Annotated in this window: 12 protein-coding genes and 2 pseudogenes; 7 read left to right on the top strand and 7 right to left on the bottom strand. The window is 64.4% G+C overall.

Annotated elements, in window-relative coordinates; translation table 11 throughout:
* Positions 1 to 22 precede the first annotated feature (22 nt).
* Positions 23 to 1993: an ABC transporter ATP-binding protein/permease gene (locus ACT54R_RS07775; RefSeq protein ID WP_476325112.1), complete on the top strand. Its 1971-nt coding sequence runs from the start codon at positions 23 to 25 to the stop codon at positions 1991 to 1993.
* A 617-nt stretch (positions 1994 to 2610) separates the two neighbouring features.
* On the opposite strand, the gene ACT54R_RS07770 is transcribed toward ACT54R_RS07775, so the two are convergent.
* Together ACT54R_RS07770 and ACT54R_RS07765 are read right to left on the bottom strand one after the other, a co-directional pair.
* Positions 2611 to 3270, bottom strand: a complete 660-nt coding sequence (locus ACT54R_RS07770) for an aspartate/glutamate racemase family protein (protein WP_476325110.1) — start codon at positions 3268 to 3270, stop codon at positions 2611 to 2613.
* 47 nt (positions 3271 to 3317) lie between these two features.
* Positions 3318 to 4862, bottom strand: a complete 1545-nt coding sequence (locus ACT54R_RS07765; protein WP_476325108.1) for an MFS transporter — start codon at positions 4860 to 4862, stop codon at positions 3318 to 3320.
* 111 nt (positions 4863 to 4973) lie between these two features.
* Between ACT54R_RS07765 and ACT54R_RS07760 the strand changes: the two genes are divergently transcribed.
* Entirely contained in the window at positions 4974 to 5825 is an 852-nt protein-coding gene (locus tag ACT54R_RS07760) for a MurR/RpiR family transcriptional regulator (protein ID WP_476314392.1), read from the top strand.
* 56 nt (positions 5826 to 5881) lie between these two features.
* Positions 5882 to 6136: pseudogene (locus ACT54R_RS07755) on the top strand (transposase); the annotation flags it as partial.
* On the opposite strand, the pseudogene ACT54R_RS07750 reads toward ACT54R_RS07755, so the two are convergent.
* The 3 genes and pseudogenes from ACT54R_RS07750 to ACT54R_RS07740 form a co-directional block, all read right to left on the bottom strand.
* Positions 6127 to 6213 (bottom strand): annotated as a pseudogene (locus tag ACT54R_RS07750) (oxidoreductase); the annotation flags it as partial. The pseudogenes ACT54R_RS07755 and ACT54R_RS07750 sit on opposite strands and share 10 nt — an antisense overlap.
* A gap of 115 nt (positions 6214 to 6328) precedes the next feature.
* Positions 6329 to 7330, bottom strand: coding sequence for an NADP-dependent oxidoreductase (locus ACT54R_RS07745; protein ID WP_476325106.1), 1002 nt, complete (start codon positions 7328 to 7330; stop codon positions 6329 to 6331).
* Between the two features lie 33 nt (positions 7331 to 7363).
* Entirely contained in the window at positions 7364 to 8152 is a 789-nt protein-coding gene (locus ACT54R_RS07740; protein WP_476325104.1) for an SDR family NAD(P)-dependent oxidoreductase, read from the bottom strand.
* A gap of 108 nt (positions 8153 to 8260) precedes the next feature.
* Here ACT54R_RS07740 and ACT54R_RS07735 point away from each other — a divergent pair, with 108 nt between their 5' ends.
* Entirely contained in the window at positions 8261 to 8824 is a 564-nt protein-coding gene (locus tag ACT54R_RS07735) for a TetR/AcrR family transcriptional regulator (protein ID WP_476326433.1), read from the top strand.
* A gap of 270 nt (positions 8825 to 9094) precedes the next feature.
* On the opposite strand, the gene ACT54R_RS07730 is transcribed toward ACT54R_RS07735, so the two are convergent.
* On the bottom strand, positions 9095 to 9970 hold the full coding sequence (locus tag ACT54R_RS07730) for a LysR family transcriptional regulator (RefSeq protein ID WP_476325102.1): 876 nt from the start codon (positions 9968 to 9970) through the stop codon (positions 9095 to 9097).
* 179 nt (positions 9971 to 10149) lie between these two features.
* Here ACT54R_RS07730 and ACT54R_RS07725 point away from each other — a divergent pair, with 179 nt between their 5' ends.
* Entirely contained in the window at positions 10150 to 11091 is a 942-nt protein-coding gene (locus ACT54R_RS07725) for an alpha/beta fold hydrolase (protein ID WP_476325100.1), read from the top strand.
* A 46-nt stretch (positions 11092 to 11137) separates the two neighbouring features.
* Positions 11138 to 11842 carry an alpha/beta fold hydrolase gene (locus ACT54R_RS07720; protein WP_476325098.1) on the top strand — a complete coding sequence of 235 codons (705 nt, stop codon included), beginning with the start codon at positions 11138 to 11140 and terminating at the stop codon, positions 11840 to 11842.
* Positions 11843 to 11982: 140 nt separating this feature from the next.
* Here the strand turns inward: ACT54R_RS07720 and ACT54R_RS07715 are convergent, their stop codons facing one another.
* Entirely contained in the window at positions 11983 to 12411 is a 429-nt protein-coding gene (locus tag ACT54R_RS07715; protein ID WP_476326431.1) for a recombinase family protein, read from the bottom strand.
* A 551-nt stretch (positions 12412 to 12962) separates the two neighbouring features.
* Between ACT54R_RS07715 and ACT54R_RS07710 the strand changes: the two genes are divergently transcribed.
* Positions 12963 to 16172, top strand: a complete 3210-nt coding sequence (locus ACT54R_RS07710; protein ID WP_476325096.1) for a beta strand repeat-containing protein — start codon at positions 12963 to 12965, stop codon at positions 16170 to 16172.
* Positions 16173 to 16317 lie beyond the last annotated feature (145 nt).

The raw sequence follows: 16317 nt of genomic DNA, 5'->3' as shown, positions 1-16317 counted from the left end.
ATTCTCGGCGCGTTAAGGCGCCATGACCACCGCTGAAGCTTCCGCTCGTCCGACCGAAAAACCAGATGCGACCGCAGAGTCCGAACTGGACAGCGTGATCGCGGAGAGTGGGAAGGTGGTTGAACCGCCTCCGCCTGAGGCCATAGAGCCTGATCCCTCCCTGGCACCGGAGGAAGTCGAGCGGCTTCGCAAATCCTATCTGCTGAAGCGATTCTGGATCAGCGCCCGGGGATACTGGGGCGCCAAGGGCGACAGGCTCGCCTGGGTCTTCACCATCGGCCTTCTGCTGCTGATTGTCACCAACGTTGGCTTCCAGTACGCCATAAATGTCTGGAACCGCTCTATCTTCGACGGCATCGAAAAGCGCGACGCCTCCACCGTCTTCTTCCTCACGGCCGTCTTCTTTCCGCTCGCGGCGGGAAGCGTCGCCCTGGGCGTGGCGCAGGTCTATGCGCGCATGGGCATGCAGCGGCGCTGGCGCGCATGGCTCACCAATGCGGTGGTCTCGCGCTGGTTGACGGGCGGCCGCTATTACCAGCTCAATCTGGTGAGCGGAGATCACAAGAACCCCGAATATCGCATCGCCGAGGATCTCCGGGTCGCGACGGAATCCCCCGTGGACTTTCTTGCCGGCGTCACGTCGGCATTCCTCTCGGCAGCGACCTTCATCGTGGTGCTGTGGACAATCGGCGGGGCACTGACAGTCACCGTGGGTGGGGCGGACATCACCATTCCCGGCTTTCTGGTGATCGCGGCGGTGCTCTATGCGCTCATCGCGTCCGGATCGATCCTGCTCATCGGTCGCCGCTTCGTGGAGGTGTCGGAGGAGAAGAACCAGTCCGAGGCGGATTACCGCTATGTGCTGACGCGCGTGCGCGAGAATGGCGAAAGTATCGCCTTGCTCGGGGGCGAGCAGGAAGAGCGGGATGGTATCAATTCCACCTTCTCCGGCGTGCTCCGGCAGTGGTCGCGGCTTGCCGGCCAATACATGCGCACCACGCTCGTGTCACAAGGCTCCAGCCTCATTGCGCCGGTGGTGCCGCTGCTGCTGTGTGCGCCGAAATTTCTCGAAGGACAGATGTCCCTCGGCGAGGTGATGCAGGCGGCGTCCGCCTTCACCATCGTGCAGACGGCCTTCGGATGGCTGGTCGACAATTATCCCCGGCTTGCCGACTGGAATGCCTGCGCGCGCCGCATCGCCTCGTTGATGATGTCGCTCGATGCCCTGGAGCGGGCGGAGAACGGCGATGGCGTGGGGCGCATCCAGCGCGGCGAGACGGACGGGCAGGCCATGTTGACGCTCAAGGACCTGTCCGTTTCGCTGGATGACGGCACGGCCGTGGTGGACCAGGCCGAGGTAGTGATCGAGCCGGGTGAGCGGCTGTTCGTCTCGGGGGCCTCCGGCAGCGGCAAGAGCACGCTGGTGAGGGCCATCGCCGGGCTGTGGCCGTGGGGTGGAGGCAGCATCAATTTCCATCCCGATGCGCGCCTCTTCATGCTGCCTCAGAAGCCCTATGTGCCCTCGGGCACCCTGCGGCGGGCGGCGGCCTATCCCGGTGGGGCCGAGGACTGGTCAGCCGAGGAGATCGGCGCGGCGCTGAGCGCGGTCGGACTTGATCACTTGAAGGAGAAGATCGAGGAGGATGCGCCCTGGGACCAGACGTTGTCCGGTGGCGAGAAACAGCGCCTGGCCTTTGCGCGCCTGCTGCTGCATCGCCCCGACATCATCGTGCTCGACGAGGCCACCTCCGCCCTCGACGACAAGAGCCAGGACAGGATGATGGAGCTCGTAACCACGGAACTGCCGGAGGCCACCATCGTAAGCGTCGCTCACCGCGCCGAGCTGGAAGCCTTCCACAGCCGCAAGATTGTGCTGGAGCGCCGGAAGGGAGGCGCGAAGCTGGTGACTGACATCGATCTCATTCCGCGAAAGGGGAAGCCGCGACTATTGGGGCAATTGCTGCGGCGACGTCGCGCGCCGCCCCCCGCTTAGCGGCCTACGCCACGCGGGGCTTTCCGGTCCGCGCACCGCGCGCGGCCGCTGCAATCGCGGACGTGCCTGACCGCTTAATGTCATGTCACTGCTCACATGCACCAGTATGACAATTGATGACATTGCGCGGCGGCGCGGTTGCCTAAGCACGAGCTGGAGTATTTCCCCAACGGGCTCCGGGCGCGGTGTAACCGGGTGCACGGCTTTTGGCTCTGAAGGGGCGGTGATGTCATTGATCACCAACACCTGCCTGCCATTTCGTGCGAGTGGCCAAGGAAGGTGCGCGGTGGGTTTGAAGAGGCGCGCATTTCGAGACGCCCAGCGATCTGATGCAATCGGGTGCAGTAGCGGAAACGTAATGGACCACGCCGCCTCCGGTATTGCTAGGTGCTGCTCAAGTCCGCAGGTTTTCGCCGCAGTGGGGCTCTTGCGCCAGAAGCTGAAATAGGCGGGTCGTCCACTAACGGACATTGGGCGGAATAACAGCGCCCGTCCTGCCAAGGTTTAATGTCGACCACCCGTGAATCTCGCAATTCGGTCCGAGTGAATCCGCGAGAGTGCAGAAAATTAAAAGTATGATATTTTAATAATAATGTAATATGTTTTCGCAGATCTGATTAAATCAATCTGCTCGGATCGCGCTCTAAGATTTTCTGGATCGCGGCCGGCACGGGCTCGACGATCCGGTCGGGAAAGTGCAGGCGCAGTCTTGCAGCGGCGGCGCTGAGTGGGCCACCTCCGATCACCACCGAGTCCGCGCCGTCCTGCTCGATGCAGGCGGTCGCCGCCGCGGCCAGGGCCTGGTCCTGCGCGGGAGGATTCGCCGCGAGCGAGAGGGGATCGCCATCCGGCACGCGAACGCCCGTAAACTGGCTCTGAAGGCCAAGGGCGCGGACGCCGGCCTCGATGGAGCGCGTGAGATCCGGCGTCGTTGTGGCGATCCCGAAGCGGGATCCTTTCGCCGCGGCCTTGAGGACGGCCGCTTCGCCGATACCAACCACGGGAACCCGCAGGAGCGCACGCAGCACCCCCACTCCCGGATTGCCGAAGGCCGATACGATGATGGCATCGACGCGCGATGCCTCCGCGAGCCCGATGCGGACGACCTCGTCGGCGGCCTCGGCAAGGCCGGCCTCGTCCACGATCATGGAGGCCCCGCTCATGGCCGTCACCCCGCGCAGGGTGACGGCATCAGGCAGGAGAGGCCCCGCGACCGAAAGCATCATCTCGGTCGAGCGGGTCGAGGTATTTGGATTGATGAGAAGGATCGTTGTCACGGCAAGTTCCTGATACCTGGGCCGGACCTCGGCCCAGGGGGGAGGCGTCAGGCGGTCTGAAGCGGACGTTCGGCCGGCGCCGCCTCCGGCACGGCTTCCATCGACTTTCCGAAGGTTTCCGGCGCGAACTGCACGGCGATGGCGAAGATCGCGTACATGCCCGCCATCATGGTGAACATGCCGGCGACACCGGCCATGTCGAACACCCGGCCGGCAAGCAGCGGCATCCATGCGCCCGCCATGGTCCCGAGCGCAAGGATGAAGGCCGTGCCGAAGCCGCGAACCCGGGTGGGGTAGTTTTCCGGCGCGAAGATCCAGATGGTCGTGTTCAGGAGCAGCACGAAAAACTGAAATGCGGCGCCGAACGCGAGGATCAGCGCGTCGGTCGTGGCCAGGAAGCCGAAGCCGAGCCCCGCCGCCACGGCGCACAGGGCACCCGTCGTCAGCACGATCTTGCGCGGGACGCGCGCTGCCAGCACCGCAGCCGTGAGCGCGCCCAACAGGCTGCCGCTCTGCAGGATGATCGTGTACAGGAAGCTCCGCGTGATCGTATGGCCCTGCGAGACGAGGATCGTCGGCATAAGGGTCAGTACGGTGAGCTGCGCGCCGAACGTCATCCAGGACGCGATCCCAACGGCTAGGGTGCGACGAAGAAGGCCGCGGCGGAAGATGTCGGCCACGATCGCGCCGAGCCTGGGCGTCTCGATTGCCGGCTGCGAGGTGACGTGATCGGTCACCGTCACGTTCTTGGTCGAGAAGGACCCGGTCGCAAGTTGCGACAGCACGCGATTGGCTTCTGCCACCCGGCCTCGTGTGACCAGGAAGCGTGGCGTCTCCGGCACGAAGCGCCGGTAGAACACGACCAGGACCGCCGGCAGCACGAGCGCGCCGAACAGCCACCTCCAGCCGTCCCCGCCCGGGAACAGGGTGAAGATCAGGAGGGCGAAGGCCGGGGCCAGCATGTTGCCGAGGCCGCCGCCTCCCACATTGATGAGCCCGACCGCCGTACCGCGGAACTTGGAGGAGCAGAACTCGGCGAGCAGGGTGACTGCCGTCACGATCTCGCCGCCGAGCCCGAGGCCGACTATGAAACGGCCGATGGCCATCGTGGTATAGCCGGGCGCGAGCGCGCAGATCGCGGCGCCGACCGTGAACAACAGCAGGTTGACGTTCAGCATGAAGCGGCGGCCCACCCTGTCGGCCAGGACGCCGGAGCCGAGCCGCCCCATGGCGGCCGCGACGAAGGTCATCGTGTTGAGAAACCCGATGTCGGCCGCGGAGAGATGCCACTGTTCCCGCAGGAACGGGGCGATCAGCCCCACGGTATTCTGCTCGAAGACGTCGAACATCACCCCGAACAGCACCAGCAGCACGATGAGCTTGTGCGCGGTGGTCACACCGATCTTGTCGAGCGCCGTCTCGACTTGCACCGCCGCCTCGGACGCGGGGGCGGAAAGCTGCACGTTTTCCCCAGCCATGGTCAGTCCCTTTGTTGGTCCCCAAACCCGCAGGACGGCTGCGATTGAATTTTCAATACACAAGTTCTGCAAAATTTTTTTCAGCAACTTCCATGCCAGCGCAACGATCCGCATGGTGCCGCGCGGCGCTTTGGGTCATACAGGAGCTGGATCGCATGCCCGCGGCAGGCGGGCCGAACCCTGGTTCGGCTGAAGGCACAAGATGATAGGAACAGGTGAGGCGCGGTGAGCACGACGATTTCGGCCAAGGACTCGCTGGTGGCGCGCATCACGCGTCACAGGGATGATCTGTCTCCGACCGAGAGGCGGCTCGCCGAATTCTTGATCGATTTCCCGGGCAATCTGCCTGCTTATACGGCAACCGAGCTGGCCAATGCCGCACGGGTCTCCAATGCGGCGGTGACCCGCTTTTTTCATCGGCTCGGGTATGAAAGCTATAACGACGCGCGGCGGCAGGTGCGGCTGGAGCAGAAGGCCGGCTCGCCGCTGATGCTGCTGAGCGGCGAGAGCCATGCCAGCGACACGTTGCGCGCCCACCTCGAACTCAGTGTCCAGAACCTGTCCGAGACCTACGGCGGATTGTCCGACGAGATGATCGACCGGATCGCGCGGGCCATGCTCGCGGCAAAGCGGGTCTGGTTCGTGGGCTTCCGCAATAATCAGTCCTTCGCGGCCTATCTGCGCTGGCAGGTCTTCCGCGTCATCGAGACCAGCATCCTGCTGCCGGTTGCGGGGGAGACCATCGCCGAATATGCGGTAACCCTGAATAAGGGCGACGTCCTCATCGTCTTCGCCCTCCGGCGTTCGACGCCTGCCTCCTCCCACCTGATCACGCGGGCAGTCGAGGCCGGCGCGCAGGTCCTGTGCGTGGTGGACTCGGCCACGGAGAATCCGGGCCCGGCCACATGGCTCATCACCTGCCAGGCGCGGGCGGCCGGCCCGCTGGATAACCACGTGGCGGTGATCGGGCTTTCGCATTTTCTGGCCACTCGCGTCCTGGAACTCAGTGGCCGCGAAGGCCGGCGCCGCATGGCCGCGATCGAGGCAGCCCACGATGCCTTCGATGAGGAGCCCTAGGAGCCTGTCCGGTGTAACGGTATCGACGGCTCTGGTGTGACGTGATTCACTTGCGCATGGCCAAGACGTTTCGCTTGTGGGATGTGGATCAAGGCTGGCTTCTGCCGGCTTCGGTGCATGATTTTGTGCCGCCGGATCACGTGGCGCATTTCGTTCGTGACACGGTGCGGGAGGGTCTCGATCTCTCGGCCATCCTCGCCGGCTAGACCGAGGATCGGGGCTACACGCCCTACCATCCCGGAATGATGGTGGCGCTGCTGCTCTATGGCTACAGCCGAGGCCTCTATTCCTCGCGGCCTCTCGCCCGCGCCAGGGCTTCGGCACTCGCCCGGCCGATGCCGGACGACGCCCCCGTCACAAGAGCGGTTTTTGGAGAGTGTGAGGACATAGCTGCTGATCCGGTTTGAGGGACGAGGGAACATGTCCGCCATCGCGGCCCAAATAGTTACTGCCAGGCAGCGCCGCAGGGCCGGCCATATGTCAGGGTGGGGCCGCAGCCGCCGTCACTTCAGCCGGACGACGACCTTGCCTTTGGACCGTCCGGTGTCGAGATAGGCCAAGGCTTCGTTGGTCGCTTCAAACGGGAAGACTCGGTCCATGATCGGGCGAATGGCCCCTGCCTCGATCAGCGCCGTGACCTGGCTCAACTGCCCGCCATCCGCCCGCATGAACAGGAAGGAGTAGTGGACACCCCGGGCTTTGGCCTTCCTGCGGATGCCGAAGCTCAGAAGGCGCACGAGCTGACTCAGCATCCAGTTCAGCCCCTGCTGCCGCGCGAAATCGGCGTCAGGTGGGCCGGAGATCGAAATCAGCTTCCCGCCAGGCTTCAGCACGCTCAGGGACTTCTTGAGCGTATCGCCGTCCAGGCTGTTCAGGACGACATCGTAGCCCGTCAGGACTTCCTCGAAGTTCTGCGTCTTGTAGTCGATCACGACATCGGCGCCGAGGCTTCGGACCAGTTCGACATTGGCGGTGCTGGTGGTCGTCGCGACCGTCGCGCCGAGATGCTTCGCCAGTTGAATGGCGAATGTCCCAACGCCGCCCGAGCCCGCGTGGATGAGGATCTTCTGTCCCTTGCGCAAATCGGCGCGGTCGACCAGGGCCTGCCAGGCCGTCAGCCCGACCAGAGGGATGGACGCCGCTTCCTCCATGGTCAGGTTGTTCGGCTTCAGCGCGAGATCGTCCTCATGGATGGAAATCCGCTCCGCGAAGGTTCCGACCCGGCCATCCCGCGGACGGGCATAGACCTCGTCCCCCGCCTTGAAGCGGCGGACCTTCGCGCCAACCCGCGTGACCCGTCCCGCCATGTCGTGTCCCAGCACGAAAGGCGGGCGATACGGAAGAAGGGTCTTGAAGGCGCCATCCCGGATCTTGGAATCCAGAGGGTTCAGCCCGGCGTCGTGGATCTCGACCAGGACGTCCTCTTCACCCAGAGAGGGCTCCGGCCTATCGCCAAAGCGAAGGATGCCGCTCTTCTTGTACTTGTCGAGGATGAAGGCCTTCATGATGGTGTGCTCTCTGGGTTCCTGCACAAAGGCTCAGTCGGCCGTCTGGTAGCGCGCGGCGGCGTGTTCCTGGCGTGTGTTCGGCAGCATTGCCTGACGCGCGGCCTGGAAGGCGTTCCACTGCTCCACATTCGGCAGCGGCGGGATCGTGACGGCCTCGCGGCGGTCGAAGCCGATCATGGCTGCATCGACCAGCTCATTTACGTCCATCACACCGGTCATGGTGCTGACATCGGCACCGGCGTGCTCCCAGATCTCGGTGCGCGTGGCGGCAGGAAGCACCGCCTGGACATAGACGCCCTTCGGGCCGAGCTCGAGGCTGAGCCCCTGCGACAGGAACAGTGCGAAAGCCTTGGTGGCACCATAGACCGTCATGGCGAATTCCGGCGCCAGCCCGACCACCGAGCCGATATTGACGATCGCGCCCCCGCCGGCCTGAGCCAGGCGCGGGGCGATGGCACTGGCCAGCCGCAGCACCGCAGTGGTGTTGAGGGCGAGCAGCCGCGCGACATCATCGGTGCTCTGCTCGATGAAGCTGCCGCCAATGGCCGTTCCGGCATTGTTGATGAGGATGCCGATGCGGGCGTCGTCGCGTAGGCGGGCTTCCACGGCCGCGAGGTCGGCGAGCTGTGTCAGGTCGGCCGTGATGATGTCGATCGCCACTCCGGTCTGCTCACGCAGGCGAGCCGCCAGCCCCTCCATGCGTGCCGTGTTGCGGCCGACCAGCACCAGAGCATGCCCTCGGCGGGCGAACCGCTCGGCATAAGCTGCGCCGATGCCGGTCGAGGCACCGGTGATAAGAACGGAGGGGGGTGCGGCCATGGGTTGCTCTCTCATCAATCACCAGCCATATACATGATAGCCATCATGATTGATTCTAAATATGATGACCATCATGTAATTGTCAATGACGCGCCGGAGGAATCTGAAATGAAGGTCAGCCGCGAGCAGATGGCCGAGAACCGCCGCCGTATCCTCGACGCCGCCAGCTCGCTGTTTCGCGACAGGGGATTCGACGCAGTCAGCGTGGCCGAGGTGATGAAGGCCGCCGGGCTCACCCATGGCGGTTTCTATGGTCATTTCAGTTCGAAGGATGATCTAGTCGCGCAGACGTTGGCTCATGTCCTGGCGGCGGACTCAGACGGAAATGGCGATTTCAGCCATTATCTGAGCGCCTATCTGTCGCCCCGCCATCGCGACAATCCGGCCGAGGGTTGCCCCACGGCGGGCCTTGCCGCCGCCATACGCCACCAGACCCCGGCGGCACGCGCGGCGATGACGGAAGGGCTTCGCTCGCAAATCGCCCGTATCGAGACGGCGCTCCCGGAGGCATATCCGGCAGACCGGCACCGCACCGCAATCGGAAGCTGGGCGGCGATGGTGGGCGCCGTCATCCTCGCCCGCGCCATTGATGACGCCGCTCTTTCGGACGAGATCCTGGAGCAGACGCGCGCCTGGATCGAAGCGGGGATCACGACCGAGTCAGTCTTGTAATTCCGAGGCCTGCGAACGGAGTTGGATCGCATCCTCGGCTAGCAGTAGGCCACCACCAATTTGATATGGACTTCAAAGCGGAGGTTTCGAAGGTACCTTTTGGTCAGCTCCGCCCTTTGGCAATTCATCGGCGCGTATGTTCGCTTCTCCTTTGAAATCCCTAATAGCGGACAGTCTGCCATCGGCCCCATTCCGGACGTTCAGGCCCGCTCTTGGCAAGTTCCGCTCCTGGCGCTGTCGTACATGGACGTATTGAACCACCCTCCAACCTCATCTCCTGAGGCGAGCCGCCAGCGCGTCGATGAACAGGCGGACTTTCGACGGGATCATCCTGCTGGTCGGATAGACGGCCCAGACGTCCAGCGGCTCGGGGACGGCATCCTGCAACTCAATGACCTTCACACGGCCATCGGCAATCTCGTCTCGGACGAACCAAAGGGACAGATTGGCAATTCCCAGGCCGCCCATGCAGGCCTGCAGCAATCCCTCGATGGAATTGGCCGAGAAACGCCCTTCGATCCTTGCCGTGATCAGGTGCTCGGGGGTCTTGAAGGACCAATGCGTCGTCCCGCTGGTAGCAAGGCATTCGTGCCGCGGAAGATCGCCCAGCGTCGCCGGCGCGCCATACTGTTCGAGATAGTCGGGCGAGGCGAGCAACACGCGCGGATTGTCAGCGAGCCGCCGCGCGACGAGGCTGCTGTCGTTCAGCTTGGCAATGCGGATCGCGAGGTCCAGCCCTTCGGTGACGAGGTCGACCAGGGCGTCCGTCATCGTCAGGTCCACCTTCAGCGCTGGATTGGCGCGCATGAAGTCGGGGATCATCGGCGCAATAACCCTGCGCCCGAAGGCGGCCGAGCTGGTGAGCCGTAAAAGGCCGAAGCCGCCTTCCGTCACCGGGCGCACGCTCGCATAGGCGCTGGCGCGTTCTTCAAGCAGCGCGCGCGCATGCGGCAGGAAGGACTGCCCCTCGGGCGTGAGAGCCAGAGCGCGGGTCGTGCGGTGTACGAGCCGGGCGCCAACTTCCTTCTCCAATGCGGAGAGCTGGCGCGTGGCGGCCATGGGGCTGATGCGCAGGGTGCGGGCCGCCTTCGACAGGCTGCTTCCACCGGCTACCTCGGCAAGGATGGATAGAGCGAGGAAATCCATTCTAACGCCTCGGGATATAATCCTTATCCGGTGACCGTATCACACTCCTGCCCGGAAGCCGGTAGGTTCGCTTGTGACGATCAGCATTCTACCGGGATGCACCAAGCAATCTCGTCTCACACCTGACAATAGCCGATCGCGCCGGATGGGTCGCCGGCTGCACGGGCTTCCCGTGTGGCGTGCCTCAGCCCGCCCTGCATCGGCAAGGAGGCGCCGATGCCGACATCCTCGTTCACGCCCTCACCGCCCGTGATGCCATGATTGACATTCACCACCACACCGTCCGCGCCAACGGAATCCGTCAGCATTTTCTGGAGGCGGGGTCGGGCGCACCGGTCGTTCTCCTCCATGGCTTTCCTGAGACGAGCTTCGCCTGGCGTCACCAGATCCCGGTCCTCGCCGAGCGCTTCCGTGTCATCGCCCCCGATCTGCGCGGATATGGCGAGACCGACAAGCCCGCCGCCGGGTACGACAAGCGAACCATGGCAAACGATCTCGTAGAGCTCCTCAAGAGCTTGGACATCGGAAAGATCGTGCTGGTCGGCCATGACCGCGGCGCGCGCGTCGCTACTCGCTTCGCCAAGGACCATCCTGAGCTTCTCGACCGGCTGGTCGTGATGGACAACGTGCCGACCCGCATCGTCGCGCGCTCGATGAATGCGCAGATCGCAAAGGCATATTGGTTCTTCATGTTCCACCTCGTGCCCGACCTCCCCGAGGCGCTGATCGCCGGGCGCGAGGACCTCTGGCTGCGGCACTTCTTTTCGGACTGGTGCTTCAATCCGCATGCGATCAGCGGCGCGGATTTCGATGCCTATGTCGCTGCCTATCGCGCACCCGGCGCGGTGCGGGGTGCCATGTCCGACTACCGCGCCAATGCCGAGGACAATGCTCAGGACCTCGTCGACGCGGATGTGAAGATCGCTTGCCCGGTCCTTTCGCTTTGGGGGGCGGACTTCGGCGCCGTGGGCAAGACCTTCGACATGGCCCAGGTGTGGTCCGAAATGGCCAGCGACCTAAAGGCCGTGCCGATCGAGCGCTGTGGCCATCTCCCGCACGAGGAGCAGCCCGACATCGTGAACAGCCTCCTCCTCGACTTCCTCGATGGCTGGCGCGCCTGACCCGTCGACACGATCTCGATCCATCCATGCTGAAAGGACCCCTTCCATGACCACCATTTCTAAGGGCGTTACCGTCGTCCTCGTCCACGGCGCTTGGGCCGACGCCTCCAGCTGGCGGCTCGTCATCCCCTATCTCCAGCGCGACGGCATTGATGTTGTCGCGGTGCAGAACCCGACCACTTCGCTGGCCGACGACGTCGCTGCCACCCGCCGCACGCTCGACAGTATCGACGGCCCGGTCGTGCTGGTCGGCCACAGTTGGGGCGGCACGGTGATAACCGAGGCCGGCAACGATCCGAAGGTGAAGGCGCTCGTCTATGTCGCCGCCTTCGCGCCCGATGCCGGCCAGTCGACCGGCGACCAGGTCGGCGCCCATCCTGCCCCGCCCGGCCTCGGCGGCGTCACCCCGTTTGGCGAGGGCTTCCTCAAGATGAGCGAGGCGAGCTGGATCGCCAATGTCGCGCAGGACCTGCCCGAGCAGGACGCGCGCGTGCTCGCCGCCGTCCAGACGCCGCTGTCGCTCACCACCTTCAACGACAAGGTCGGCACGCCGGCCTGGGCCGGCCGCCCCAGCTGGTACATTGTGTCAAGCCAGGACCGTGCAGTGAGCGTGGAGCTGCAGCGGGAGCTCGGCCGGCGCATCAACGCCCAGACCGTGGAGCTGGTCGCGAGCCACATGTCGCTGCTGTCGTTGCCGCAGGCCGTCGCCAACATCATCCGCGATGCCGTGAACGGCGTTTCGGAAGGTTGAGGGGAGCGGGGGTGCCATGTCCACCTCACCGATGCCTCATGCCGTCGGATCGCGCGTTCGCGATGACTAGCCCGCTCCTCGATTGAAGCGTGGGCGAAGGTAAGGCCACGCTTGAGGACATCGACCGCCGACGTCCGGCTTCAGACATTTCGGCAAGTGCTGAGCTTGGCCACATAGGCTCGCTGATCAGCAGTGAGCACGCTTTTGCGCCCGAACTTGACGCCCCAGGCCTTGGCACGAATGCGTCCTTCGCCGGTTCGGGTCTTGATCAGTTCGCGCTCGAACTCCGCCAAGCCCCCGAGGACCGTCAGCTTGAGCCTGCCATGCGGCGTGGTGGTGTCGTCCCATGCATCGGACAGGGACCGGAAGGCCGCGCCCCGCTCGCTCACAGCCAGCACGTTGAGCAGATCGCGCGTTGATCGCGCCAGGCGGTCGAGCCGCACGACAATGAGCACATCGCCGGCCTTGAGCGAAGCGATGCAGCGTCGCAGCTCGCGCCGATCTGTTTTCGCGGCGCTGGCCGTCTCAGAAAAGATTTTCTGGCAGCCTGCTATCCTGAGGTGTTCGATCTGGCTGTCTAGCGTCTATACGTCAGTAGATACGCGCGCATATCCGATGATCATGCGCGCATTGTGAGACTATAATTAGAGACGCGAAAGCAATTAATTTTGTTCGTGTCTGGCGCAATCAAATATTTTGAATTTTTATACAATCATGAAATCAGTTGTAGCGTAGATGAGACGCGGCGATTGCGGCGCTCGAACGAAATAAATTTCTGGTAGCGGACCGGCGCTTGCCATGCCAGGACCAAGTGTGACGCCATCGCAACACACCACCATGAAACCTCCGGTCGACGGTCGTGCCCGCATTGAGCGGTTGATTCCTGTATCTCGTTGAATATAGCGTTCGGCTGCCCCATCGTTCATTGCGTCCCCCATGCAGCTTTCATAACCCCCTCATTTCGCTCGAAGGATTGCAGATGACCCTTGTCCAGACCCGCGCGTGCGGGCACGGGAATGTGCGCGCCTATGCCCATCTGCCAAGTCGGCGGCATGCAGGAGGGATCGGCGTATTCCGGATTGGAGGATCGGCGCCTGGGCCCAGGCGCCTGGCGCGCCTCTTGGCCGCCTCCACGGCCCTTGCGCCCCTCTTCATCACCCATCCCGCCAGTGCGGCGCCGCAGGGCGGGAATGTCGTGGCGGGGTCGGCAACCATCTCCCAGTCGGGATCGACCACCACCGTCAATCAGTCCACCAACAAGGCCATCATCAATTGGCAGTCCTTTTCCGTCAGCAAGACGGAAACGGTGGATTTCAACCAGCCCTCCAGTTCATCCGTGACTCTGAACCGCGTCACCGGCAATGAAACCTCGATCATCGCCGGCGCGATCAATGCCAACGGCCAGGTCTTCATCGTCAATTCCGCCGGCATCCTCTTTACCGGCACCAGCCAGGTGAATGTCGGCGGCCTCGTCGCTTCGACGCTGGACATCTCCAACCAGGACTTTCTTTCGGGCAATTACGTCTTCTCCGGCTCCTCCACCAATTCCGTCATCAACAAGGGCTCGCTGACGGCCGCGCCGGGCGGCTATGTCTCGCTCATGGGCAAGACGGTCTCCAATCAGGGCGTGATCACCGCGACGCTTGGCACCGTGGCGCTCACGTCCGGCTCGAAGATCACACTCAATTTCGACGGCAATTCCCTGTTCGACGTGACCATCGATGATGGCGTCATGAACGCGCTGGTCGAGAACAAGCAGCTCATCAAGGCCGATGGCGGCAAGGTGATCCTGACCGCCAAGGCGGCGGATGCGGTGCTCTCCGCGCAGGTGAACAACACCGGCATCATCCAGGCCCGCACCATGGCCTCTCTGACCGGGGGCAAGGCCACCTACAAGACGGGCTCCATCAAGCTGAAGGCGGACGGCGGCACCACCAGAGTGTCCGGCACCCTCGACGCATCCGCCCCCAGCGGCGGCGACGGCGGCTTCATCGAGACCTCCGGGAACACGGTGAAGGTGGACGAGACCGCCAGCCTCACCACCCTCGCGGCCCTCGGCGCCACCGGCACGTGGCTGATCGATCCCGACGGCTTCACCATCGGCACCTTCGGCTTCCGCTTCGGCCCGCAGGACCAGATCACCGGCCTCAATCTCGGCGGCGACATCAGCGCCAGCAAGCTGTCGAAGCTTCTGGAGACCACCAATGTGGATATCAGCTCAACCGACGGGAAGGGCAAGGACGGGGACGTCAACGTCAACGCCGCCGTGTCCTGGTCGGCCGGCACCACGCTGACGCTGAACGCGACCAACGACATCAACGTGAATGCCGCCATTACCGCTTCGGGAGACAAGGCTGGTCTCGCCCTGAATGCGGGGAAGGACATCTACATCAATGATGGCGTGGCCCTCTCCGGCGGCCACGCTGCCCTCGCGATGACATATGGCGGCGACTACCACATCGACACCGCCAACGGCGCTGCGATCACCCTTTCTGGCGCCGATGCGAGCCTCGCCATCAACGGGCAGGCCTATACCCTTATTCATACAATGGCAGAGTTGGAGGCCCTGGACGACGCGACTGGCACGGCGACAGGAAACTTCGCCATCGGTAACGACATCGATGCCTCTGGCACGACCTATGACGGTGCCGTCGTGGCGCGCCTCAGCGGCAATGTCGCCGGCTTAGGCCATACCGTCAACGATCTCACCATCTCGTCTGGCGGCAACTATGTGGGCCTGATCGGCTCCATCGGAAGCGGCAGCATCGTCCGCGACATCGGTTTGTCGAGCGTGGACATCACGGGGAATTCTACCGTCGGCTCCTTGGCGGGCGAGAATAACGGTACAGTCATCAACGCTTATGCGACCGGGCACGTCACAAGCCTGTCCACGGGCTGGGCTGGAACCGGCGGCCTGATCGGAGAGAATTACAGCACCATCGAGGACTCCCATGCGGATGTAACCGTGGTGAGCTCCGGCAATTATGTAGGTGGCCTGGTCGGCTTCACCTACGGCGTGATTTCCAGATCCTACGCGACCGGGGATGTCTCGGGCACGACGGCGGTCGGCGGGCTCATCGGCGGCGGTGGTGGCATTGTGAGCGACGCATATGCCACCGGCAACGTCACCGGGGAGAACGAGGTTGGCGGCCTCGCCGGCCTCGCCAGCGGCAGCTACAGCAATGTCTCCGCAAGCGGGAACGTGACGGGGGGCGACACGATCGGCGGGCTTATCGGCTACGCCAACGCTCTCACGTTGAAAAATGCCTCGACCAGCGGAAACGTGACCGCCACGGGGCAAGCCGTGGGCGGATTGGTCGGCACCTCAGAGGGTGGCACGTTCACCGGCATATCCGTTTCCGGGACGGTCTCGAATTCGGGCACCTACACGGGCGGCTTGGTGGGCCAGTCGAATGGAACGACCATCAGCGATGCCTCCTTCAGCGGCAGCGTGACGGGCACCTGGATCACCGGGGGCATCGTCGGCTGGAACAGCGGCACCGTCACCGACGCGCAAGTCACGGGCACAGTAAACGGCACCGCCGCCGTCGGCGGCATCGTGGGCCTCAATCTCGGGGGCACCATCAGCGGGGTCACCGCGAGCGGGACCGTCAGCGGGACGACGGCTGTGGGCGGGGTCGTCGGCGCGAATACCGGCAGCGTTTCCAATGCCACATCGAGCGGGACGACCTCCGGCACCAGCAATGTCGGCGGCATCGCAGGCAATAACCTCGGGTCGATCACCAGCGCGTCCGCGACGGGCGCCGTCTCCGGGGAGACGAATGCGGGTGGGCTTGTGGGGGCCAATATCGGCCTCGGTGAGGTGTCGTCGAGCAGTTGGAACACCACCTCCACCGGACAGGCGGGTGGTGTCGGCAATGGAGCCGGGGTGGGCTCATCGGTCACGGGAGTGACCCCGCCTGTAGTTCCGGCCTATGCGACGGATGCCGTCCGCTCCGCCGTACAGGCGGCGACCTATGCCGCGACCACGGGCACCCAGCAATCCGCAGAGAATCCCCCGAACGCTCGCGATGCCAAGGCCGGCAGCGCGTCAACGGCGGCACTTGCCGGACCTTCGGTGGCGTCTCAGATCGACAGCAGCGCCGCCCCGGCGCCGACGACATCCTGGCGCCAGTTGCAGGAGCAGGAGGAGCGGCGGAAGAAGCGCGCTGCGCAGCAGGTGCATCCGGCTTCGGCGCCGAAGGGTGGGGTCGGCGGGTCCATCCGCTCCATCGACGTGGACGGCCAGCATTTCGACCTGGAGAAGGACGCCGCTCCCGCGGGGGCGCCGCCGGCCCCTCCCGCCCAGCCGGCCGCTCCCGCCCGATAGGGCCTTGCGGATCGGGCCGGGCGGACTGCCCCCGGCCGGCCCGTGCCCTGCCGTCGGCGATGGATCCCCCGAGTGGGCGTCACCGCTTCCGAGCCGCTGCGAGGTTTGTCGTCGGCGGCAGGGATGATCCACGCGCCTCTTCGGT

Source organism: Xanthobacter sp. DMC47, assembly GCF_056313845.1.
This window is presented reverse-complemented; position numbering and strand designations above follow the sequence as displayed.